At 64.4% G+C, this 20,760-nt stretch carries 18 protein-coding genes; 11 read left to right on the top strand and 7 right to left on the bottom strand.

Translation table 11 applies throughout. The features are described 5' to 3' along the window. Window positions 1–68 precede the first annotated feature (68 nt). The 5 genes from ACWGTO_RS26095 to ACWGTO_RS26075 all read right to left on the bottom strand — a co-directional run bounded on the left by ACWGTO_RS26095 (window position 69) and on the right by ACWGTO_RS26075 (window position 6,533). The gene (locus ACWGTO_RS26095; protein ID WP_454577672.1) at window positions 69–536 is read right to left on the bottom strand and encodes a MucR family transcriptional regulator; all 468 of its coding nucleotides are present in this window, start codon (window positions 534–536) and stop codon (window positions 69–71) included. Between the two features lie 211 nt (window positions 537–747). Further along, window positions 748–1,455: an ROK family protein gene (locus ACWGTO_RS26090; protein WP_454577671.1), complete on the bottom strand. Its 708-nt coding sequence runs from the start codon at window positions 1,453–1,455 to the stop codon at window positions 748–750. A gap of 150 nt (window positions 1,456–1,605) precedes the next feature. Further along, entirely contained in the window at window positions 1,606–2,979 is a 1,374-nt protein-coding gene (gene zwf, locus ACWGTO_RS26085) for a glucose-6-phosphate dehydrogenase (RefSeq protein ID WP_454577670.1), read from the bottom strand. Window positions 2,980–2,999: 20 nt separating this feature from the next. Next, window positions 3,000–4,013: a phosphogluconate dehydrogenase (NAD(+)-dependent, decarboxylating) gene (gene gnd, locus ACWGTO_RS26080; RefSeq protein WP_454577669.1), complete on the bottom strand. Its 1,014-nt coding sequence runs from the start codon at window positions 4,011–4,013 to the stop codon at window positions 3,000–3,002. A 111-nt stretch (window positions 4,014–4,124) separates the two neighbouring features. Continuing rightward, window positions 4,125–6,533, bottom strand: a complete 2,409-nt coding sequence (locus ACWGTO_RS26075; RefSeq protein ID WP_454577668.1) for a glucan 1,4-alpha-glucosidase — start codon at window positions 6,531–6,533, stop codon at window positions 4,125–4,127. A 203-nt stretch (window positions 6,534–6,736) separates the two neighbouring features. On the opposite strand from ACWGTO_RS26075, the gene ACWGTO_RS26070 reads away from it, so the two are divergent. The 8 genes from ACWGTO_RS26070 (at window position 6,737) to ACWGTO_RS26035 (ending at window position 16,104) form a co-directional block, all read left to right on the top strand. Next, a complete protein-coding gene (locus ACWGTO_RS26070) occupies window positions 6,737–7,750 on the top strand; it encodes a substrate-binding domain-containing protein (protein ID WP_454577667.1) in 1,014 nt (337 codons plus the stop codon). A gap of 46 nt (window positions 7,751–7,796) precedes the next feature. Continuing rightward, the gene (locus ACWGTO_RS26065; protein ID WP_454577666.1) at window positions 7,797–9,266 is read left to right on the top strand and encodes an ATP-binding cassette domain-containing protein; all 1,470 of its coding nucleotides are present in this window, start codon (window positions 7,797–7,799) and stop codon (window positions 9,264–9,266) included. Between the two features lies 1 nt (window position 9,267). Beyond that, window positions 9,268–10,239 carry an ABC transporter permease gene (locus ACWGTO_RS26060; RefSeq protein ID WP_454577665.1) on the top strand — a complete coding sequence of 324 codons (972 nt, stop codon included), beginning with the start codon at window positions 9,268–9,270 and terminating at the stop codon, window positions 10,237–10,239. Window positions 10,240–10,241: 2 nt separating this feature from the next. Then, window positions 10,242–11,189: an ABC transporter permease gene (locus ACWGTO_RS26055; RefSeq protein WP_454577664.1), complete on the top strand. Its 948-nt coding sequence runs from the start codon at window positions 10,242–10,244 to the stop codon at window positions 11,187–11,189. A gap of 107 nt (window positions 11,190–11,296) precedes the next feature. Then, entirely contained in the window at window positions 11,297–12,322 is a 1,026-nt protein-coding gene (locus ACWGTO_RS26050; protein ID WP_454577663.1) for a BMP family protein, read from the top strand. A gap of 274 nt (window positions 12,323–12,596) precedes the next feature. Continuing rightward, on the top strand, window positions 12,597–14,108 hold the full coding sequence (locus tag ACWGTO_RS26045) for an ABC transporter ATP-binding protein (protein WP_454577662.1): 1,512 nt from the start codon (window positions 12,597–12,599) through the stop codon (window positions 14,106–14,108). Beyond that, window positions 14,108–15,163, top strand: a complete 1,056-nt coding sequence (locus tag ACWGTO_RS26040) for an ABC transporter permease (protein ID WP_454577661.1) — start codon at window positions 14,108–14,110, stop codon at window positions 15,161–15,163. Before ACWGTO_RS26045 ends, ACWGTO_RS26040 begins: the two co-directional genes overlap by 1 nt. Further along, window positions 15,160–16,104: an ABC transporter permease gene (locus tag ACWGTO_RS26035; protein WP_454577660.1), complete on the top strand. Its 945-nt coding sequence runs from the start codon at window positions 15,160–15,162 to the stop codon at window positions 16,102–16,104. Before ACWGTO_RS26040 ends, ACWGTO_RS26035 begins: the two co-directional genes overlap by 4 nt. Window positions 16,105–16,297: 193 nt before the next feature. On the opposite strand, the gene ACWGTO_RS26030 is transcribed toward ACWGTO_RS26035, so the two are convergent. Next, window positions 16,298–17,065, bottom strand: coding sequence for an SDR family NAD(P)-dependent oxidoreductase (locus tag ACWGTO_RS26030; protein WP_454577659.1), 768 nt, complete (start codon window positions 17,063–17,065; stop codon window positions 16,298–16,300). 236 nt (window positions 17,066–17,301) lie between these two features. Between ACWGTO_RS26030 and ACWGTO_RS26025 the strand changes: the two genes are divergently transcribed. Then, the gene (locus ACWGTO_RS26025) at window positions 17,302–17,457 is read left to right on the top strand and encodes a hypothetical protein (RefSeq protein WP_454577658.1); all 156 of its coding nucleotides are present in this window, start codon (window positions 17,302–17,304) and stop codon (window positions 17,455–17,457) included. Between the two features lie 165 nt (window positions 17,458–17,622). Then, on the top strand, window positions 17,623–18,744 hold the full coding sequence (locus ACWGTO_RS26020; RefSeq protein WP_454577657.1) for an LLM class flavin-dependent oxidoreductase: 1,122 nt from the start codon (window positions 17,623–17,625) through the stop codon (window positions 18,742–18,744). Window positions 18,745–18,810: 66 nt separating this feature from the next. Here the strand turns inward: ACWGTO_RS26020 and ACWGTO_RS26015 are convergent, their stop codons facing one another. Further along, entirely contained in the window at window positions 18,811–19,479 is a 669-nt protein-coding gene (locus ACWGTO_RS26015; RefSeq protein WP_454577679.1) for a cysteine hydrolase family protein, read from the bottom strand. Between the two features lie 296 nt (window positions 19,480–19,775). Here ACWGTO_RS26015 and exbB point away from each other — a divergent pair, with 296 nt between their 5' ends. Further along, the gene (gene exbB, locus ACWGTO_RS26010; RefSeq protein ID WP_454577656.1) at window positions 19,776–20,759 is read left to right on the top strand and encodes a tonB-system energizer ExbB; all 984 of its coding nucleotides are present in this window, start codon (window positions 19,776–19,778) and stop codon (window positions 20,757–20,759) included. The last annotated feature ends 1 nt before the right edge of the window (window position 20,760 follow it).

Raw genomic sequence — 20,760 nt, 5'->3', positions numbered from 1 at the left:
AGCTCATTCGCCGGCAGGCTTCTGTTCCAGTCGCCCAAACTGTTGGCTCAGCGCCGACCAGCTGGTGATCAGGCCGGGATCTTGGCCTTGCGACCCTTGGCCTTGGCCGGTGCGGGCGCGGGCGCGGCCTTGCGGCCGAGGCCGATCGACTTGGCGAGCTCGGAGCGCGATGCGGCATAGTTGGGGGCGACCATCGGATAGTCGGCCGGCAAGCCCCATTTGGTACGGTAGGCTTCCGGCGTCAGGTTGAAGTGGACGCCGAGATGGCGCTTCAGCGATTTGAACTTCTTGCCGTCTTCGAGGCAGATGATGTAATCCGCCGTCACCGACCGCTTGGGATTGACGGCCGGGACCTGCGGCGGCGCCACCGGAGCCGGCGGCTGGCTAAGCCCGCCGATCGACGCCGCAACGCTGGCGATGAGATCGCTCAGGCCGGCAACGGGCAAGCGGTTCTTCTCGACGTAAGCGGACACGATATGGGCGGTTAGTTCGAGCAGGTCGATGTCCTTGTCAGAGTCGTTGCTGTCGTCGGCCAATTTATCTCTCCGTCGCTAGGGGGGTGGCGAAAACTCCCAGAGCTGTCCCAGCGGAGCCGGAAATTCGCTCTAGTCATTTGTTTTGCCGCGTTTGTACGGTTGCGCCAGATGATTCCATCCGGTGCAACCGATCTAATCGTCAAATCTGCGTAACGCAATGACTTCGTATCACGTCACACGTCATTTTGAACGACTATACTGAATCTTAATACTATCGGACGATCAGCGCCCCGTCGCGCCATAGTCGAAAGCCGCCCTCGAAAGCGCGCGTATTGTCGCCGCGCCTGGATTTGGCGGGCAATTCATCAAGCTTTTCGACATTGCCACCGCCGATGACGATGTAGTCCGGCTGCAGGGCCGCGCGCAGCCGGTCGACCACGTCGAAGACGTATATGCGCCATTTCTTCTTGCCGTATTTCTCCAGGCCGCGCTCGCCGACATAGTCCTCGAAACTGCGGCCCTTGCGGTAGGGCAGATGCGCCAGTTCCATCGGCTGGCCGACATTGTCGAGGATCATGGCAGCACCCAGGCCAGTGCCGAGGCCGAGGAACAGCATGCGTCCGCGATCGTAGCTGCCGATCGCCTGCAGCAGCGCATCGTTGACGACCTTGACCGGCATGCCGAAGGCGGTTGCGAAGTCATAACCATCCCAGCCCTTGCCGAGATTGGCGGGATCGAGCGACGGCCTGTTGTTCCTGACAGGGCCGGGATAGCCCATCGAGATCACATCATAGGCCAGCCCCTCGGCAAGCGTCTTCACCGTGGCAACCATCTGCTGCGGCGTCAGATCCGGTCCTGAATCGGCGCGGCGTGGCTCGCCGCCGGCGCTGGTGAGGATTTTTACATGCGAGCCGCCGACATCGATCGTCAGCACGATCGGTTCGGCCTCGGCCTTCGCGGGCCTGGCTTCCTTGGCCATGTCGTTTCCTCCGCTCACTTGAGCATGATGCCGAAAAATGTGAAGCGGTTTTCTCGGACAAACGGGAACCGTTTGTCCAGACATCGTGCTCGATCTCTTTGATGTAGAGCCGGATGATTTCAGGTCGATACGACCTGAAATCATCCGGCTCTAGGTCGGATTGATCCAGCCATTCGGCGGGCCGAAGCTGGCCATGGCGTCGGCGGGCCCCCAGGTCTTCGGCTCGTAGATGTGCGGCGGCGTGGTTTCGCCAAGCACCGGGCCGACGATGCGCCAGGCCAGTTCGCTGGCATCCTGGCGGGTGAACAACTGGCCATTACCGTTCATGGCATCGCCTATCAGCCGCTCATAGGGCGGCATGTCGCCCTTCGAGTCGTCGAGCGCGGTGAGTTCGACCTGCTCGCCGACCATGTCGTCGCCGGGTGCCTTGCGCTGCGCACCGATCGAGATCGCCACCTGGGGATCGATACGGAAGCGCACATAGTTGGCGTCGCCCGGCTTGATCGGATCGAAGACATCGAGCGGCGGCCGCTTCATCCGCACGATCACTTCGGTCACATGCACCGGCATGTTCTTGCCGGCGCGGATGAAGAATGGCACGTCCTGCCAGCGCCATGTGTCGACCATGAAGCGCACCGCGGCAAAGGTCTCGACCGGCGAGTTCGGCTTCACACCGGGTTCGGCGAGATAGCCGGTAAATTGGCCGCGCACGACGTCTTCCTTGGTCAGCGTGCGGATGGCGCGCAGCACCTGCACCTTTTCGTCGATCAGGTCGTCGGCCGAGCGGCCGACCGGCGGCTCCATGGCCAAGAGCAGTAGGATGTTGAGCAGATGGTTCTCGATCACGTCGCGAATCGCGCCGACATCGTCATAGAATTTGCCGCGGCCCTCGATGCCGAAATCCTCGGCCATGGTGATCTGCACGCTTTCGACGAAGTTGCGGTTCCAGATCGGCTCGAGGAAGGAATTGGCGAAGCGGAAATACAGCAGGTTCTGGATCGCTTCCTTGCCGAGATAGTGGTCGATGCGGAAGATCGATTGCTCGTCGAACACCAGATGCAGCACCCGGTTCAGCCAGCGCGCCGACTGCAGGTCGTGGCCGAACGGCTTTTCCACCATCAGGCGCGCGCCATGCGCGGTGCCGGATTGTTCCAGGCCCTGGACCACGGTCTCGAACATGGTCGGCGGCACCGCCATATAGTGCAACGGCCGCTGCGCCGAGCCGAGCGCGGTCTTCAGCTTCTCGAAGGTCGCGCCGTCGCGGTAGTCGCCGCTGACATAGCGCAGCAGATCGGCGAATTTGGTGAAGATCTTTTCGTCGATCTTGCCGACGGCGTTGACGATGCCGTCGCGGGCGCGCGCCTGCAGCTGCTTGATGTCCCAGGCATCGAAGGCGACGCCGATCACTGGCTCGGTCAGCGTTCCCTTGGCGACCATCTGGTAGAGGGCCGGAAATATCTTCTTGTGGGCGAGGTCGCCTGTGGCACCGAAGAGCACCAGCGTGTCGGACCGTTCCTGGCTCATGCGTGCATCCCCCGTCGCCTTCACTTGCCGGCCTTCGGCTTCTCGACATGGCCGCCAAAGGCGTAGCGCATGGCCGACAGCAGCTTGTCGGAGAATTCGGATTCGCCCTGCGAGGAGAAGCGATCGAACAGCGCCGAGGACAGCACCGGCGCCGGCACGCCGGTGTCGATCGCCGCCTTCAGCGTCCAGCGTCCTTCGCCGGAATCCGAGACGCGGCCGCCGAACTGAGCCAATGCCGGATCGCTCTTCAGTGCGCCGGCGGTCAGGTCGAGCAGCCAGGAGCCGATGACGCTGCCATGGCGCCAGACCTCGGCCACGGCGGCCAAGTCGATGTCGAACTGGTAGTATTGCGGGTTTTCCAGCGGGCTGGTCTCGGCATCCGCGGTGCGCTGCCTTTTGCCGACATTGGCCGACTTCAGGATGTTCATGCCTTCGGCATAGGCGGCCATGACGCCGTATTCGATGCCGTTGTGGATCATCTTGACGAAATGGCCGGCGCCGCTCGGTCCGCAATGCAGATAACCGAACGGTGCTGTCCCGGCGGCCCTGTCCGGCGTGGCGCCGGCATCGGCGCCGGGCGCCAGTGTGGCGAAGATCGGATCGAGATGTTTCACCGCCGTGTCGGGGCCGCCGATCATCAGGCAGTAGCCGCGCTCCAGGCCCCAGACGCCGCCGCTGGTGCCGACGTCGACATAGTGCAGGCCCTTGGCCGCGAGTTCGGCGGCCTGGTCGACGGCGTCGTGATAATAGGAATTGCCGCCGTCGATGATGATGTCGCCGGGTTCCATCAGCGCCGCCACCTGGTCGGCGATCTTGCCGGTGATCGCCGCCGGCAGCATCAGCCAGGCGCTGCGTGGCTTGGACAGCTTGCCGATGAACTCCTCCATCGAGGCAGCACCTATGGCGCCGTCGGCGACAAGGCCGGCAACGCTTGCCGGATTGATGTCGTAGACGACGCATTCATGGCCGTCGCGCATCAGGCGGCGCACCATGTTGGCGCCCATCCTGCCCAGTCCCATCATTCCGATCTGCATGGTGTTGTCCTAGTCGCTGGAGGAAAGAAAATTACCGGATCTTTCATTTGAGCTGATCTTTAGACAAACGGTTTCCCGTTCGTCTGAGAAAACCGGTTCTCGCTTTCGGGATCATGCTCCTGGCTCTTCAATGCCGACGGTGAAGTCGACATTCTCCCAACGGTCGCCGTCGGGCCAGAAAAAAGTGAAGACGATCGTGTTACCTGGCGGAATATCGGCCACGAGCAAGTCCGCCAGATGAACACCCAGTGCGTTTTCGGCTGTGTGGATTTCGTGGTTGGTTTGCCAATGATCGCTGCTCCAGCGGATCAGCGCCGGCTGCAGCAATTCGACGCGCAGCGTCTTGCCGGCATCCATGGCGCGCAGCTTGTTGTTGAAGCGCCATATCCTCAACGGCGAGACCGTCTTGTCCCTGATGTAGCGTTTGACGCCTTGCGGCGGCATGTCGAAGACGATGCCGTCGCGCAGCGAACGCAACAGCTTGATGTGTTCCGAGTGCGCCCAGACCAGCGGCATGGCGCTGCCCGACGGGCGACCCAATTGCAATTCGCGCTCCGGGATGTTGGCGCTGTCCCAAACCTGTTCCGGCAGCAGGCCGCCCGGCCCGGCCGAGGCTTCGAACGTCTTCAGCAGGCTGGCCGCTTTGTCCTTGTTGCCGGCAGCCAATTCGTAATGGGCGCGTTCGCCGGCGAGCAGAGGCCAGGGCCGACCCTGGCCGGTGCCGTCGAAAGGCGCGCCGTCAGCATGTTCGCCATAACCGTCGCTGGTGTAGCGGTACCACAAAGGACCCTGTGGCAGGTCGCAGCGCAATTGCGCGTCAATGATCGTGACCGTATCGATGATGCGCGGGTCGTCGGCGGCCCTCAGGCCGAAACGCACCAGCGCCAGCGCGTCGGGGCTGACAATCGCCTCGGCCGGCTTGTCGGTGTCGCCGGGCGGCCGGTTCTTGATCGGCACGAAACCGTCCTTCGGCGATGCGGCGCCGGCATCGTCGGCCGGCGCGATGCGGATATAGTAGCCGTCGACACCGGCCTCCCGGCATTCCGGTGTGCCGCTGACATAGGTCCATCGCTCGATCTGGTCGTTCCAGAAGTCGGCAACCTCGCGCAAATAGTTAGCCGGCTCTGGTTTGCCGGAGACATCGAACAGGTCGGCGGCGCCAAGCAGCGCCGAGATCTCGACGGCAAGCGTGAACGGGCTGTAGCCGGCATCCTCTTCCCAGCGGTCCTGCCCGGTAACAGGACCGTTGCGCACGACATAGGACGCCGCCTTCTCGATCATCGGCATGAAGGCGGCGAGTTTGGCGCGCGGCAAATGTCCGGCACGGTGCAGCGCATCGGCAAGCAGCAGCGGGAAGGCGCATTCGTCCATCTGGATGCCCGGCCAATAAAGCGAGCCGTCGAGCCACACATTCTGCGGCCAATGACCGTCCGGCTGCTGGATGGAGCGGAGGTAGGCGAGGATCTCCAGCGCCTGGCTCGGATCGCCGGCAGCCAGAAAGCCGCCCGCTGTTTCGACGAGGTCGCGCGGCCAGACCAAATGATAGCCGCCGAGGTCGTCGTCGCCCTTGCTCGCCCCCCACGGGATCGACAGGCTGGCGACGGCAGCACCAGGCCTGGCCAGAGACAGGTGCGTCGCCAGCACCGCGGTGCTGACGCGGTAGGTGTCGAGGCCGGATGCATCATCGCGGTCGAGCGGCAGCAGACCGGCCTGCCATTTCCGCCATTTCGCGACATAGGTCTTTGCCGCCGGCTCAAAACCGCGCTGCAGGCTGGCGGTGGCGTTTTCGGCGGCTTCGTCCGGCGTCGCCCCAAAGCCGAGGGCCAGCAAGGCGGTGCTGTTGCCTGAGGAAAAGCCGATCTCGCCAATCAGCGCGACATTGCCGTCTTCGGCGCGCTGGCAGGCCGGATCGAGCCGGCCGCCGCGGCTGAGCTGCTGCCAGCCATCGGAAAAGCCGACATAACCGGCCGCGCAGTCGCCCCAGGGCAGGGAGGAGGCAAGCGCCAGGAAAGTACCGCGCCCGGAGGCGAACAGCATCGGCTTGCCCTCGTGCTCGCCGACCCAGGCGGTGTTATCCATGCCGGCATTGACCAGATGCGGGGCCAAAAGCGCGTAGACCCGATAGTCAGCGGCATTACCCTCGAGCGCCGTAAAACTGGTTTCCTGCAGCAGCGCCGGGCGCGCCGGATCGGTCAGAATGCGCTTCTCGATCCGGTAGCGCGCCGTCGCATTGATCAGCCGGTAGGCGGGCACGCCATGCTCGAACGGCTCAATGGTGTGCGTGGCATCGCGCTTCTCCTCGGAGAACCAGCCGTTGGGGCCGGTGACCAGCAGCCCCATGTCGCGCGTGCAGGCGCTGTCGAGGCCGGGATAGTAGACCTCGTTGACAATGCCGTGACTGAGCGTGAACCAGACACGGCTCGCCGGCGAAAGCGCTGCGCCAACGCCGCTCTTGGCGCTCGACGTCCAGCGCGCCGGAATTCCGGGCGCGCCTTCGGCTAGGGTCGGCGTCGCTGCCATGCATGGTCTCCTGGACCCTTCCCTAGACCAGCACGCGAGGGCTTTTCAATCATCGCACCTGAAGTTGATCGCGAAAGCTCGGCCGATCGCAGTTGACAAGCGGCCGCATCTGAATTTGTCTGACAATAGATAAAAAACAGGCAGTCAACGCCAAAACCATCAGCAACGTCGGCCTGGCCGACAATCCACGGGAGGAATATCAGATGAAGAAACTGCTCGTTCTGAGCGCTCTGGCGGCAATGCTCGCCTCGGGCACGGCGCTTGCCGACACCAGCGGCAAGAAGATCGCCTTCTCCAACAACTATGCCGGCAATTCGTGGCGCCAGGCGATGCTCGACAGCTACGGCATCGTCACCAAGAAGGCGGTCGAGGACAAGATCGTCGGCGCGGCCGATATCTTCACCACCGCCGACAAGGAAGTGCCGACCCAGGCCGCGCAGGTGCAGAACCTGATCCTGCAGGGCTATGACGCCATCGTCATCAATTCCGCTTCACCGGATGCGCTGAACGGTGCCATCAAGCAGGCTTGCGATGCCGGCATCGTCGTCGTCTCCTTCGACGGCACCGTCACCGAACCCTGCGCCTACCGCGTCGTCGTCGACTTCAAGGACATGGGCAAGCAGGAAGTCGAGCAGATGGCCAAGTTCCAGCCGAAGGGCGGCAATCTGCTGGAAATTCGCGGCCTGGCTGGCACCTCGATCGACGATGCCATCCATGCCGGCATTCTCGAAGGCGTTGCCGCTCATCCCGAATTCAAGATCGTCGGTTCGGTTACCGGTGACTGGGACCAGACGACGGCGCAGAAGGCGGTCGCGACCATCCTGCCGTCGCTGCCCGACATCGTCGGCATCGTCGACCAGGGCGGTGACGGCTATGGCGCCGCACAGGCCTTCGCCGCCGCCGGCAAGCCCCGCCCGACCATCATCATGGGCAACCGCCAGGATGAACTGAAATGGTGGAAGGAACAGAAGGACAAGGACGGCTACCAGACCTGGTCGGCATCGATCGCGCCGGGCGTCTCGTCGCTGGCCTTCTGGGTGGCGCAACAGGTGCTCGACGGCCGCACCGATATCCCGCATGACCTGCTGGTGCCGTATCTGGCCTTCACCCAGGACGATTTCGAGGCCGAGCTGCCGAAGATCAAGGAGGGCGGCGTCGCCACCCACGAATATAGCCAGGAAGACGCCATCGCGGCGATCAAAGCCAACATCAAGTGATCGCGGGCCGGTTGCCGTCCGCATCGCCAACCGGATATCGTTGAGCATGCTCAAGGCGAATACCGACATCATCAGACTGAACGGCGCCGAAAAACATTTCGGCGCCGTTCGGGCGCTTAACGGCGTCGACTTTCATGCCGGCGCCGGCGAATGCGTCGGGCTGGTCGGCCACAATGGCGCCGGCAAGTCGACGCTGATGCATATGGTGGCCGGCACGCTGCGGCCCGATGGTGGCCAGATCGCGGTGCGCGGCAATGCGGAAACCGACTACTCGGTGGCGCGGGCGCTCACGCTCGGCATACGCTGCGTGTTCCAGGAGCTGTCGCTCTGCCCGAACCTCAGCATCGCCGAGAATACGCGCATCAATCATCCGGCGCTGACCGGCTTCGGCTGGCGGCGCAAGGCAGCCGCTCTCATCGCCGCCAAGCTGGACGAAATCTTTCCGGATCATGGCATTTCTGCGGATGACATTGCCGGCGACCTGTCCATCGGCCGGCGGCAGATGGTCGAGGTGGCGCGCGCCTTCACGGTGACGAGCGATCCGCTCGACCTCGTCATCCTCGACGAACCGACCTCCTCACTCGACGCACATACGGCGGGCCAGTTGCTGGCCTTCGTGCGCCGCTTCGTTGCCGCCGGCGGCAGCTGCATCCTGATCTCGCATGTGCTGGGCGAGGTGCTGCAAAATGCCGATCGCATTGTGGTGATGCGCGACGGCAAGGTCGTCGCCGCCGATGCGGCAAAGGCGTTCGACCGCGACCGGCTGGTCGCGACGATGGGTGGCGCGGAAGCGCGGGAGAAAATTGCGGCGGAGATCGCCGCCGCCAGACCACCGGCCGGCCCGGTCAGGGTGCGGGCACGGCCGGCGCGGCAAGAGGATGGCAAGGAGCTCGTTGCGCGTGCCGGTGAAATCATCGGCCTTGCCGGGCTCGCCGGCCATGGCCAGACCGATCTCCTGCTGGCGATTTTTGCCGCTGCATCACGCGCAAAGACGGGCGTCGAGGTCACTGCGCCGGTGGCGCTGGTGGCCGGCGACCGCCAGTCGGACGGCATCTTTCCGCAATGGTCGATTGCGGAAAATATCGGCATCCGCTCACTGGCGCGGTTGCGCAAAGGGCTGCTGATCTCGCCGCAGCGCGAGGCCGAAGTCGCCGAATTCTGGAAGCAGAAGATCGGCATCCGCACACCAGATATGACCAACAACATCTTTTCGCTATCGGGCGGCAACCAGCAGAAGGCGCTGTTTGCCCGCGCGCTCGGCTCGGATGCCGAGATCGTGCTGATGGACGACCCGATGCGCGGCGTCGACATCGGCACCAAGCTCGAGGTCTACGACCTCGTGCGCGAGGAAGCGGCCAAGGGCCGGACCTTCCTCTGGTACACCACCGAGACCGAAGAGCTCGACAATTGCGACCACATCCATGTCTTCAAGAACGGCCGCATCGTTGCCAATCTCACGCGCGACGAACTGACGGAGGAAAAGATCATCCAGTCCTCATTCGGCGACGCGGCCTGAGATGACGGCAATCGCTCCCGGCAAGACTTCCTCGCCGCGCAGCAGTGCCGCCCGCGCCCGCCTGCTGCGCAGCCTGCTTCCGGCTCTGTCGCTGGCCCTGGTGCTGCTCGCCATCGCCTGGCTCAACCCGCGCGCCATCAGCTATTTCGGCTTCAGCCTGATGCTCAACCTGGCGATCCCGATCGCGCTGGCGACGATCGCGCAGATGTTCGTCATCGCCGGCAATGAGCTTGACCTGTCGATCGGCACTTTCGTCGGTTTCGTCGGCTGCGTCACCGCGACATGGTTGAAAGATGCGCCGCTGCTTGGCGTGATCATCCTGCTCGGCGCCATCGGCGTCTACGCGCTGCTCGGCGCGCTGATCCATCTGCGCAATCTGCCGTCGATCGTGGTGACGCTGGGCATGAGCTTCGTCTGGCAGGGGCTGGCCATCCTGGTCCTGCCGAAACCCGGCGGCAAGGCGCCGGACTGGCTGCTGTCGCTGATGTCTTTCAAGCCGCCCTTCATTCCGTTCCCGATCATCGCCGCGCTGGTGATCGCGGCGGTGGTGCATTTCGGCCTGATGCGGACTTCCTATGGCGTCATCCTGCGCGGCTCCGGTGGCAATCCGGCCGCACTTCGGCGCGCTGGCTGGTCGCTGCTCCGGACCAAGATCGTGCTGTTTGCGCTGACCGGCCTGTTCGGCGTTTTGTCCGGCATGGCGCTGATCGGCATCACCACTTCGGCCGATGCCAATATCGGCAACGGCTATACACTGCTGGCGATTGCCGGCGTCATTCTCGGCGGCGGCGAGTTCGTCGGCGGCCGGGTGTCGCCGATAGGCGCCGTGCTCGGCGCACTGACGCTGGCGCTCGCGGCGTCGCCGCTGCTCACCTTCATGCACATCCCGCCGGACTGGCAGGTCGCCGCCAACGGCGCGATCCTGATCATCGTGCTGGCGGCTCGCGTCCTGATCAGCCGCAGGGAGAGGTAGCGATGACATTGGTGAAATCGCTCGCCGCCAAACCCTGGATCTGGTCCTTCCTCGGCGCGTTGCTGGTCTGGCTGGCGACCATTGCGTTTACCGGCGGCTACGGTGCCGGCGGCATGGTGACGGCGGCATTGTCGCTCGCCGTTTTCACCGTCATCGTCGGCGTCGGCCAGATGTTCGTCATCACGCTGGGGCCCGGCAATGTCGACCTGTCGCTGCCGGCCAATATCGGGCTCGCCAGCGCCGTCGCCATGAAGGTGATGGATGGCAGCGATTCCATGATCGTGGTCGGTCTGATCGCCGCGCTCGCCTGCGGTGCGGCGATCGGCGCCGTCAACTATCTGTTGATCTGGGCGCTCAGGATTCCGCCGATCATCGCCACGCTGTCGGCCAGCTTCATCATCCAGTCGATCGACATCAGCTATGGACGCGGCCTGCAGATCAAGCCGCCGCCGGGCTTTGCCGATTTCGCCAATTGGCAGGTCCTGGGCATTCCGGTGCTGGCGATCCTCACCGTGCTGTTCACCATAGGCGCGGCTATCGCCCTGCAGCGCATGATCTATGGCCGCTCGGTGCTGGCGATCGGCCAGAACATCCGTGCCGCATGGCTGGCCGGCGTCAATGTCGGCCGCATCCGCTTCCTCACCTACACGCTGTCGGGCACGCTGGGCGGTCTCGATGGCGCGCTGCTTGCCGGCTATTTCCGCGGCGCCAATGTCGACATCGGCAACGAGTATCTGTTGGCCTCGATCGCCGTCGTCGTCATCGGCGGCACCTCGGTTGCCGGCGGCAAGGCGAATGTGCCCGGTGTCTGGGGTGCGGCCTTGTTCCTGGTGCTGCTGCTCACCATGCTCAACACATTCGGCGTCAGCGCCGGCGTGCGCCTGTTGCTGACCGGGCTGATCATCGTCGGTGTCATCACCGTGGCCGGTGGCGAGAAAGCTTTGCGATAATCGGCGCGAAATTTGACCATGTGGACAAAGGTCCACACCCGTTCCATAGTTCCTGCCTGAACTTGGAACAGCCGGCTCGACACGGCTGTCAAACAGAGGGGCATTTGATGGAAGACCGCAAAAACAAATCGCAATCGACCAGCCTGTCGCGGCGCGACGTGCTGGAGCTTGGCGCACTCGGCCTGGCTGCCGCCATGTTGCCGGGCGCAGCGTTGGCCAAGGACAAGAAACTGAAGGTGGCGGCGATCTTTGCCACGCCGATCGAGGAGCCGTGGGACAACCAGATCCACGTCGCCCTGCAGAAAGCCGAGAAGGAACTCGGCATTGAATATAAATGGTCGGAAAAGGTGCAGACCGCCGATTTCAGCCGCGTCATGCGTGAATATGCGCAAGGCGGCTACCAGCTGGTGCTGGGCGACGCGTTCGCCGCCGAGCGTGAATCGCGCAAGACGGCCAAGCAGTTCCCGAAGACCGCCTGGCTGTTCGGCTCGGGCGCCGGCCCGGCCGAACCCAATTTCGGCGTCTTCGACAACTGGATCCACGAGCCGGCCTATCTCTCCGGCATCATCGCCGGCAAGATGTCGAAATCGGGCACGATCGGCGCCGTCGCGGCGATGGGCATTCCCGAAGTGAACCGGCTGGTCAATGCCTTCTTTGCCGGCGCCAAGGAGGTCAACCCCAACATCAAGAAGAAGGTCGCCTTCATCGGCTCGTTCTTCGATCCGCCAAAGGCGAAGGAAGCGGCTGTCGCCCAGATCGATGCCGGCGTCGACGTCATCTATGCCGAGCGCTTCGGCGTCATCGAGGCGGCGGTGGACAAGAAGATCCTCGCCATCTCCAACATGTCCGACCAGTCGAGCCTAGGCCCCGACACGGTCATCACCGGCCCGGTCTGGGACATGTATCCGACGGTCGAGCAGGCGATCAAACTGGTCAAGGCGGGCGTCTTCACCGCGCAGGACTACGGCGATTTCTCGCGCATGGCCAAGGGCGGTTCGTTCCTGGCGCCCTACCACAAATTCGACAAGACACTGCCGGCCGAGGTGAAGGATCTGGTCGAGAAGAAGAAGGCGGAGATCCTGGAAGGCAATTTCCGCGTGGATGTCGATGAGAACACGCCGGTTTCGGATTAGGCTGCTTCGAGGGGTTGGCGCTTGTCGCACCCCCCTATGTCCTGCCGGGCGTTCGTCGTTCGGAAAGCCAAGTAGTTGGCTTTCCGTCCGCTTCGCGGACCACTCCTCAACCCCCGCAAGGGGGGAGATTGGCAGCTTCGCCGCTGGCGATATTGATCGCGGGTGGAGATTGGCGAAAGCCGACGTGACATCCAATCTCCCCCCTTGCGGGGGAGATGGCCGGCAGGCCAGAGGGGGGTGTGACGGGCACGCCCTCGCAGTTCAGGAGCCCCCCTTGTCCGCCCCTCTCATCGAAATGCGCGGCATCACCAAGAGCTTCGGCGCCGTCAAGGCGAACGAGGCGGTCGATCTCAGCGTGGCGCCCGGCGAAATCCTCGGGCTGCTCGGCGAAAATGGCGCCGGCAAGACGACATTGATGAACGTGCTGTTCGGCGCCTATGCGCCGGATGCCGGCGAGATTCTGATCCAGGGCAAGCCGGTACGGATCACCAGTTCAGCCGATGCGCTGGCCGCCGGCATCGGCATGGTACACCAGCATTTTCATCTGGCGCCGCGGCTGACGGTGCTGGAAAACCTGCTGATCGGCATTCCCGGCAAATCCGGCCGTATCGATCGCGCGGGTGGACTTGCCCGGTTGTCCGACATCAGCCGCCGGCATGGACTGACGTTCGACCCCGATTTGCCGGTCTCGGCGCTGTCGGTCGGCGAGCAGCAGCGGCTTGAAATAGTCAAGGCGCTGTTTCGCGGCGCGAGGCTGTTGATCCTCGACGAGCCGACCGCGGTGCTGGCGCCAAGCGAGGTCGATGGGCTGTTTTCGGCGCTGCGTTCGATGGCGGCGCAAGGCCTCGGCATCATCTTCATCTCGCACAAGCTGAACGAGGTGCGGGCGCTGACGCATCGCTGCACTGTGTTGCGGCATGGCCGTGTCGCCGGCCGGGTCGATGACCCTGCCAACACGACATCGGCTGCAATGGCTGAGCTGATGTGCGGCCATGAGATCGTGCCGCCGGCGAGAGGTCCGTCGACGCCGGGCGCTGATGTGCTGACGCTCGCCGGCATCTCCACCTCGCGGCACTCGGGCACGCCGCTGCGAGATATCTCGCTTGCCGTTCGCGCCGGCGAAATCCTCGGCATAGCCGGCGTCTCCGGCAACGGCCAGCGCGCGTTGGCCGAGGTGATTTCCGGTACACGGATGCCTGACGCAGGCTCGATGACGATAGCCGGCAAAACAGTGACAAGGTTCTCACCGCGCGAAGTGCAGGCGCTCGGCCTCGGCCGCATCCCGGAAGACCGCATGACGACGGGGCTGGTGACCAATTTGCCGCTCGCCGATTCCATGGTGCTGCCGCGTATCGGCACGGCGGCGTTCAGCAGCAAGGGCCTGCTCAAGCCCGACGCGATCCGCGCTTTCGCCGAGGAGCAGATCAGTGCCTATGATATCAGATGCCCCGGGCCAATGACGCGCGCCGGCGCGTTGTCGGGCGGCAATCTGCAGAAGGCTCTCCTGGCGCGCGAGCTGGCCTTCGACCCGAAGGTGCTGATCGTCTCGCAGCCGACACGCGGCCTCGACATCGGTGCGGCCCGTTTCATCCACGAAAGGTTCCTCGACATGCGCGCCAGGGGCTGCGGCATCATCGTCATCGGCGAAGATCTGGAAGAACTGCTGGTGCTCTGCGACCGCATCGCAGTGATGTATGAGGGCCGCATCGCCGGCACGCTGGACAGCGCCGATGCGACCATTGCACGGCTGGGGCTGCTGATGACCGGGGCCGAGGGCCATAGTTGATGTTGCGCCTGGAAGTCCGGACCTCGACCCCCGCCTGGCTCAATCTGGCGCTGCCGATTTTGGCGATCGCGGCCACGCTGGTCCTGTGCAGCGGCCTGATCGCATTGGCCGGAGCCGGTGTGCTCGAAGCCTATGGCGTGATGCTGTCGGCCTCGTTCGGCGACAGCTACGCCATCACCGAAACACTGGTGCGCGCGGCCCCGATGATCTTCACCGGGCTGGCGGTCGCCGTCGCCTTCCGGGCGAAATTCTGGAATATCGGCGCCGAAGGGCAATTGCTGGCCGGCGCGGTCGCCAGCTGCTTCGTCGGCGCCATACCGATGCCGGGCGCGCTCGCAATCCTGTTGATGGCGCTGGCGGGCGCTGCGGCCGGTGCCGCGGTGGCGCTGGTGCCGGCGACGCTGCGGGTCAAATTCAAGGTCGACGACGTCGTCAGTTCGCTGCTGCTCAATTCGGTCATCTACTACGTGCTGATGGCGCTGATCGAGGGGCCGTGGAAGGATAGTTTCAGCGGTTATCCGATCTCGCCGCCGATCGAGGATTCGGCGAATTTCCCGGTGCTGCTGGAAGGCACGCGGCTGCATCTCGGCGTTATCGCGGCACTGATCGCAGCGCCCCTGATCTGGTTCCTGATCGTGCGCACCACGCTCGGCTTCCGCATCCGGGTCACCGGAGAAAGCCCGGAAGCGGCCCGCTATGGCGGCATCCATGTCGAACGCGTGCTGATCTCGACCGCCCTGCTGTCCGGCGCGCTGGCGGGGCTTGCCGGTGTCGGCGAGGTCGGCGGCGTGCATTTCCAGGTGATGAGCGATATTTCGCCGGGCTATGGCTATTCCGGCATCGTCGTTGCCATGCTGGCCAGGCTCAACCCGCTCGGCGTCGTGCCGGCGGCGATCTTCCTGGCTGCCGTAATGACCGGCGCCGAGGCGATGTCGCGCGCCACCGGCGTTCCGGCCTTCCTCAGCGATGTCATCCAGGGCACGGCGCTGCTGGCCATGCTGGTGGCGCTGCTGTTCACAGCCTATCGCATCCGACGCGTCGGAGCCGCATCATGAACGCGGTGTTCGAACAGATTTTTCAAGTCGGCTTCCTCGCCGCCATCATCCGCATCGCCACGCCGCTCGCCTTTGCCACGCTGGGCGAAATGTTCTCCGAGCGGGCCGGCGTGCTCAATCTCGGCATCGAAGGCATTATGCTGCTCTGCGCGATGACCGGCTTCACCGCCGCCAGCCTCAGCGGCAGCCTGTGGCTCGGCATATTGGCGGCGGTGCTGGCGGGCATGCTGATGGGGGCGCTGCATGCGCTGTTCACGGTGGCGTTGGGCTTGAGTCAGCATGTCTGCGGCATCGGCGTCACCTTGTTCTCGTCGGGTCTCGCCTATTTCCTCTACCGGCTGATTTTCGGCCAGCAATCGGTGCCACCGAGCATCAAGGGATTCGCCACCCTGCCGATCCCACTGCTCTCGGACATACCGGTGCTCGGCCCCGCCGTGTTCAACCAGTTTGCGCTGGTCTACATGGCAATCATCGCCATCCCGCTCGCCGCTTTCGTGCTCTACCGTACGCCCTGGGGACTGTCCGTGCGCATGGTCGGCGAAAATCCGCGCGCCGCCGACTCCGCCGGCGTCAGTGTCATTGCCACGCGCTGCCAGGCGGTCATCCTCGGCGGTGCCTTGATGGGGCTGGCCGGCGCCTTCCTGTCGATGGCGCAATTCAACGCTTTCACCTTCGGCGTCGTGTCGGGCCGTGGCTGGGTGGCGATCGCGCTGGTCGTGTTCGGTCGCTGGGACCCGTGGCGTTCGGCCGGTGCGGCGCTGCTGTTTGCCTTCGTCGATGCCTTGCAGCTGCGCATGCAGGCGAGCGGCCTCGGGCACATCCCTTACGAAGCGTTCCTGATGCTGCCGTTTATCTTCACCATCGTGGCCATGGCGGTGATGTCGCGCAACGCGGTGGCGCCGTCGGCGTTGTTGAAGCCGTTCCGACGGGAAGAGCGGTAGCAAGGCTTGGGTTCCTCGCCCCCGCAAAGCGGGGGAGAGGTGGCCGCGAAGCGGTCGGAGAGGGGGCCCACGACGTGGGTGAATTGTCGCCAAAATCATTTGAGGGCCGCGCCACTCCCCCTCTCCGTCTCGGCTTCGCCGAGCCACCTCTCCCCCACTCCGTGGGGGCGAGGAACCCAGATCCTGGGATACCTCACATGGCCGTAAACCCATTATCCACAAACAGGTGCGCCCCATTGACGAAGCTGGACTCATCGCTGGCGAGATACAGCGCTGCCTTCGCCACTTCCTCCGGTTCGCCGATGCGGCCCTGCTGGGCGGCCAGCGCGGCGTCCGACACATCGACGCCGAGTTTGCCGAGATCGGCCACCTCGCGCAGGCCATGCGGGGTACGGATGAAGCCGGGGCAGACGGCGTTGCAGCGGATGTTGCGGTCGCGGAACTCGACGGCGATCGCCCGCGCGAACATATGGCAGGCGCCCTTGGTGGTGTCATAGAGCACTTCGTTCGGCGTGGCCGCAACCGCCGAGATCGATGAGGTGCAGACGATCGAACCGCCGCCGGCGGTGATCATGCCGGGCAGCACGGCGCGGGTCATCAGGAACATGGAGCGGACATTGACGGCGTGCAGCCAGTCCCATTCCTGCACCGTCGTCTCCAGAAACGGCTTTATCACGATGGTGCCGGCATGGTTGAACAGCACGGTGACCGGCCCGAGTTTTTCTGTCGCGCCCTTCACTGCCGCCTCGACTTGCGCTTCATCGGAGACATCCGCGACGAAATGCTCGGCCACGTGCCCTCGTGAGCGTATCGCGGCGGCGGTGGCGGCCGCCGCCTCGCCATTGCGGTCGACGATCGCCACCTTGGCGCCTTCTGCGGCGAACAGTTCCGACGCCGCTCCGCCCATTCCCGTCGCGCCGCCCGATATGATGGCGACTTTGCCGGCCAGTCTTGAACCCATGTTTTCTGCTCCCCGTCTCCGATTGAAATGATGCGCTCTTACGCGGGAATAGCGATGCTATCCCCGATGCGAAGGCCGGCCAAGCTGGCTGGCCGCTTGCGGCCAATTGCAGGCCCCCTAGCAATTCCCGTCCAATTCATAAGGCAAATTGAGAAAATTGTTCCACACATCGCCAAAAAATAGCACTCGACAAAGTCTACTGATTTTATAGATTAATCCGCAAGACGGAGGTCGATATGTCATATATCCAGAACGCCGAGACGGATCGCACCAGCCAGAGGCTGGCCAATACCCCGAGTTTCCGCCCGGCCTATGCAGGCGCTTTCGCCTATCTCGTCTTTGCCCTTGCGTTCGTGTTCACCGGGGCAGTCGTGCTCGGCCTTATTCCCTGAGCATCAGGCCGAAAGGGTGGCGACCTAACGCTTTCAGGTAACCGGAGTTGAAGAACCGAACGCGGATGCGCTTTGGCGCGGACGCTTTGTTTTTGCGCATGTCGTTGTCCCAAAACCGGGCCCGCTTTCAGGCGACATGCATCCAACGTGATGGAGGAGATGGCAATGCCGATCGAGTTCACGCATGTTCCCGGTAAAACGCATGCCGACGACGCCGGCTCGGCCGCACCTTTCTTCTATGATTTCGTCGAGACGGCGACAAAGCTGTCGCTGATCGAGGATTCCGGTTTCCAGAACATCGTCGTCGACGACCCGGCTGGTCTGCTGACCAATATGGACATTGCCGCCCAGGCGCTGGACCGCACCGCGGCGCTGGAAGTGGTGCTGACGCATTGGGCCGGCGTGATCGCGCCCGCGGTTGCGGCGCGGCAGCTGGCGGCGCTCGACGCCAGGAGCGGCGGCCGGCTGTCGCTGAGGATGCTGAGCGAGCCGCTGGATGACGACGATGCCGAAACGCGCCCGGTCGGCCACACCGTGGTCTGGCAGCGTATCGACGAATATCTGGTGCTGCTGAAGCGGCTGTGGTCGAACGACCGGCCGTTCGACCATGAAGGCGCCTTCTACAGCATCAAGGGCGGCTACGTGCCGCGCAAGGGGCCGCATGGCGTCGGTGTGACCATCCGCATGGGTGGCCAGTCCGGCACCGCGCTCAAGGTCGCCGGCCGCCATGCCGACGTGTTCGAACTGTCGCCGGGTTCGCTGGACGAGATCCGCCAGTTGATGGAGCGGGCGCGCAGTGCTGCCGCCGAACATGGCCGCGCCGGCAGGCTGCGTTTTGCGCTTCCAGTTCGGATCCGCCCGGAAGGCGATGCGTCAGCGGCCGGCCACAAGGCGATCGAGCTCTCCGGACCGCCGGCGCAGATCGCCCTGTCGCTGTTGCCTTATGCGGCGCTGGGCATCGGCGAATTCATGATCGTCGGCGTCGACAGGCCGAGGGAGATTGCCAGCATCGGCCGCGAGACGATCGCGATCTTGCGCAACTCGCTGGCGCGCCGTGAGGCAGAAGTGCCGCAGCCCGGTGCGTTTGCGGCGCGAGGTGGTGCGGAGGTGCGCGCGGGGGGTGAGTCCACAGGGCCCCGACGAGACAATGAAAAGACGCCGGCTAGCGATTCTTCACACCCCCCTCTGTCCTGCCGGACATCCCCCCGCAAGGGGGGAGATTGGCAGTTTCGAAGTATCGCTTGTCCTTCAAACTTAGGAGATTGGCGAAAGCGGCTGAGCGCGTAATCTCCCTCCTTGCGGGGGAGATGGCCGGCAGGCCAGAGGGGGGTGCTGTCCCTCCAGCCTTGATATTTAGCGGGCCGACAACCGCGCCAACGCCTCCAGCACAGCACCCGACTCCGCCAACGCGCCGAAAACGCCGTCCTCCACCGTTACCATATGCAGCGCTGCTTCATGCGCATATTGGTCCCCGCTCGCACACGCATCGCTGATCGTCAGGCACTGGAAATTGCGGTCGCAGGCCTCACGCAGCGTGGTGTGGACGCAGACGTCGGTCGTGCAGCCGGAAAACATCAGATGGGTGATGCCTCGCGCCCGCAGCACCAGCTCCAGATCGGTGTAGGTAAAGGCGCTGTTGCAGGTCTTGTCGACGATGATGTCGTGCGGCGCCACGTCGATATCGGCGACGATCTGAAACCCCGAGCCGGAGCGCAGCAGCACGTCGGTGCCTTCGAGGCCCGCTCGCTTGCGGCGCCATTGCTCATAAGGCGTCATGTCGGCCATGTCGCCCCGGTAGCCTTGTCTGGTGTGGATGATAGTGAGGCCGGCCGACCGTGCGGCCGCGATCAGCCGGTTGACGGTCGGCAGGATGGCGCGCAGCGGCGCGGGGTCATAACCCTTTCTGGCGAAATAGCCTGTCGGCGACAGGAAATCCTCCTGCAGGTCGATGACCAGCAGCCCGGTGTTTGCAGGCACCAGCCGGCCGTCATAGGGGAAATCGAACGGTGTCGCCTTGATCATCGCCGCATGCCTCAGTTGCTGCCCGGCATCGTGGCTCAGCAACACCGCCGCCGTCTATCCCTCATCGCGCCAACGACCGTTAGCCAAAAAGCCATCTTGTTTGTTGACTCGGAAACTCATGTTTTATAGTCAAGCGAGGGGGACACGGCCGTCCGAATTGTTTTCCGGAGGCTGTGCCGCGTTTGAGACAAAGCCAGAATCCGTGGCTGGGTTTTTCGGGTCGAGATGGAGGTGTTTGCGATCCCGTCACCGGCCAGCCCCATCGGTTGCATGCAATGATGAAGCGAGGACGAAGCGTGTCCAGAAATGGTTTGTTGACGGCGCTGGCCGCGATCATGCTGTCGGCCGGCAGCGTTGCTGCGCAAGAGCGGCCGGCCACCCAACCTCGGGTGACAACGGAACCCGCCGCAACCGTCCAGACGGCGCCGGCCTCGCCGCCAGCGGCGGTGGAACAGGCGGCACCGACTGCGCCTGTCGTGCCACCAGCCGCCGGGCAAGTCGCGCCGGCCGCACCACTGCCGACCACAGAGCCCGGTGCGCCCGCGCAGGCCGAGCCTTCCGCCATTTCGTTGGCCCTGCCGCACGATCTGTCGCCGTGGGGCATGTTCATGGCCGCCGACATCGTCGTCAAGGCGGTGATGATCGGGCTGGCGTTCGCCTCCCTCGTCACCTGGACGGTGTGGTTGGCCAAGTCGCTGGAAATCCTGTTCGGCAAGCTCGGCGCGCGGCGCGCGGCGCACGCCATCGGCAATGCCGCGACGCTGCGACAGGCTGGTCGCGCGCTTGGCAACAGTGGTGGCCCCGGCGCGCTCCTGGTGCAGGCGGCCGAGGAAGAGGCCGCGCTTTCGGCCGGCGCGCTCGACCACGTGACCGGCGACGGGCTGAAGGAACGCGTGACGTCGCGCCTGTCGCGCATCGAGGCGGCGGCGGCGCGGCGCATGTCGCGCGGCACCGGCGTGCTGGCGACGATCGGCTCGACGGCGCCCTTCGTCGGCCTGTTCGGCACCGTCTGGGGCATCATGAACGCCTTCATCGGCATCTCGCAGGCGCAGACCACCAATCTCGCCGTCGTCGCCCCCGGCATCGCCGAGGCGCTGCTGGCGACAGCGATGGGGCTGGTCGCGGCCATACCCGCTGTCGTCATCTACAACGTCTTCGCGCGCTCCATATCCGGCTACCGGCAGATCCTCGCCGATGCCTCGGCCGGCGTCGAACGGCTGGTCAGCCGCGATCTCGATTTTCGCACGGTGCCGCAGGCGCCCGCGCTGGCGGCGGAGTGAT

Source organism: Mesorhizobium sp. PL10 (assembly GCF_053714315.1).
Note: the sequence above shows the minus strand (reverse complement) of the source record. Positions and strands in the feature narration are given on the sequence as shown.

Bases quoted from the DNA above. Each gene is read 5' to 3' on its own strand.
- ACWGTO_RS26090 (WP_454577671.1), bottom strand. From the start codon at position 1,455: ATGGCCAAGGAAGCCAGGCCCGCGAAGGCCGAGGCCGAACCGATCGTG.
- zwf (WP_454577670.1), bottom strand. From the start codon at position 2,979: ATGAGCCAGGAACGGTCCGACACGCTGGTGCTCTTCGGTGCCACAGGC.
- gnd (WP_454577669.1), bottom strand. From the start codon at position 4,013: ATGCAGATCGGAATGATGGGACTGGGCAGGATGGGCGCCAACATGGTG.
- ACWGTO_RS26075 (WP_454577668.1), bottom strand. From the start codon at position 6,533: ATGGCAGCGACGCCGACCCTAGCCGAAGGCGCGCCCGGAATTCCGGCG.
- ACWGTO_RS26070 (WP_454577667.1), top strand. From the start codon at position 6,737: ATGAAGAAACTGCTCGTTCTGAGCGCTCTGGCGGCAATGCTCGCCTCG.
- ACWGTO_RS26065 (WP_454577666.1), top strand. From the start codon at position 7,797: ATGCTCAAGGCGAATACCGACATCATCAGACTGAACGGCGCCGAAAAA.
- ACWGTO_RS26060 (WP_454577665.1), top strand. From the start codon at position 9,268: ATGACGGCAATCGCTCCCGGCAAGACTTCCTCGCCGCGCAGCAGTGCC.
- ACWGTO_RS26055 (WP_454577664.1), top strand. From the start codon at position 10,242: ATGACATTGGTGAAATCGCTCGCCGCCAAACCCTGGATCTGGTCCTTC.
- ACWGTO_RS26050 (WP_454577663.1), top strand. From the start codon at position 11,297: ATGGAAGACCGCAAAAACAAATCGCAATCGACCAGCCTGTCGCGGCGC.
- ACWGTO_RS26040 (WP_454577661.1), top strand. From the start codon at position 14,108: ATGTTGCGCCTGGAAGTCCGGACCTCGACCCCCGCCTGGCTCAATCTG.
- ACWGTO_RS26035 (WP_454577660.1), top strand. From the start codon at position 15,160: ATGAACGCGGTGTTCGAACAGATTTTTCAAGTCGGCTTCCTCGCCGCC.
- ACWGTO_RS26030 (WP_454577659.1), bottom strand. From the start codon at position 17,065: ATGGGTTCAAGACTGGCCGGCAAAGTCGCCATCATATCGGGCGGCGCG.
- ACWGTO_RS26025 (WP_454577658.1), top strand. From the start codon at position 17,302: ATGTCATATATCCAGAACGCCGAGACGGATCGCACCAGCCAGAGGCTG.
- ACWGTO_RS26020 (WP_454577657.1), top strand. From the start codon at position 17,623: ATGCCGATCGAGTTCACGCATGTTCCCGGTAAAACGCATGCCGACGAC.
- ACWGTO_RS26015 (WP_454577679.1), bottom strand. From the start codon at position 19,479: ATGATCAAGGCGACACCGTTCGATTTCCCCTATGACGGCCGGCTGGTG.